The sequence below is a fragment of the Campylobacter sp. W0014 genome, from assembly GCF_020135975.1.
In the GTDB taxonomy this organism is placed as follows: Bacteria; Campylobacterota; Campylobacteria; order Campylobacterales; family Campylobacteraceae; genus Campylobacter_D.
Genome location: NZ_JACHTR010000078.1, coordinates 1 through 915, shown reverse-complemented (window position 1 = coordinate 915; position 915 = coordinate 1). Strand labels below are relative to the sequence as shown.

Annotated in this window: 1 protein-coding gene; it reads left to right on the top strand. The window is 21.7% G+C overall.

The genetic code is table 11. From position 1 onward, the window contains the following. The first annotated feature begins 120 nt into the window (after positions 1-120). Positions 121-915, top strand: a complete 795-nt coding sequence (locus H2277_RS09020; protein ID WP_337201969.1) for a hypothetical protein — start codon at positions 121-123, stop codon at positions 913-915.

The following is a 915-nucleotide window of genomic DNA, read 5'->3' as shown; positions in this document are numbered from 1 at the left end:
TTGATCCAAGAATTCCTGCTATATATAGATATAATTTTCCAGAGGATTTAAGAGTTAAGATACTAGCTTATGCTAAAGAGCATAATATTAAAGAGTAAACCACAAAAGAAAGGAAAAACAATGCAAAAAATACTTCAAATCGATTTGGAAAAAAGAAAAGCTTTAGAGAATTTCAAAAATCTAGCTTTATTAGGATTAGGTGGAACAATGCTTTTAAATTTAAAAGAACAGCCTTTAGATTTTAATCAAGAATTAACTTATATAAATACTTATGATAAATATTTAAACTTAAAGCTTGATTCTTTTTATATCCCTTCTACACTTTTATCCTTGCTTCAATTAACTCAAAAAAGCAAAGAAGCTTTTTATATCAATGTTTTAATCAATAGTGATACATACTATAAAAACCCTTTATTACAATATGCTATTACCCAAAAACAAGAACAAGAAAATATCGTTTATGCTTTAAAGAATGATGAAAATCTTAATACTTCTTTTGCAAATCTCAATGCTTTAAAATTAGCCTTAGAAGAAAAGAATTTTTATCTTAATTTTATAGACTTAAACAGCAAAGAAAGTCTTTTAAGTTTTTATAATCAAATAATAAGCAATAATCATTTTAGAAATTATTTTTATATAAAAAATAATCAATTTTTTATTAAAAAAGATATAAAAAATAAAATTGTATTTCATAATATAAATTCTTCTTCTATTATAAGTAATTATCTTAGATTGTTAAATGATTTTAATACTTTAAGCAAGATAGAACTCATAAATATATTAGAAAGTTTAAGTTTATATAATCTTTCAACTTTAATGCAAACTATGCAATCAAAAAATGAATATAACTCAAAAGACTTTGATAAAGATAGTATCTTTTTATCTAATATGATTATGAATGTGAGATTGAAGTAA

Bases quoted from the DNA above. Each gene is read 5' to 3' on its own strand.
- H2277_RS09020 (WP_337201969.1), top strand. From the start codon at position 121: ATGCAAAAAATACTTCAAATCGATTTGGAAAAAAGAAAAGCTTTAGAG.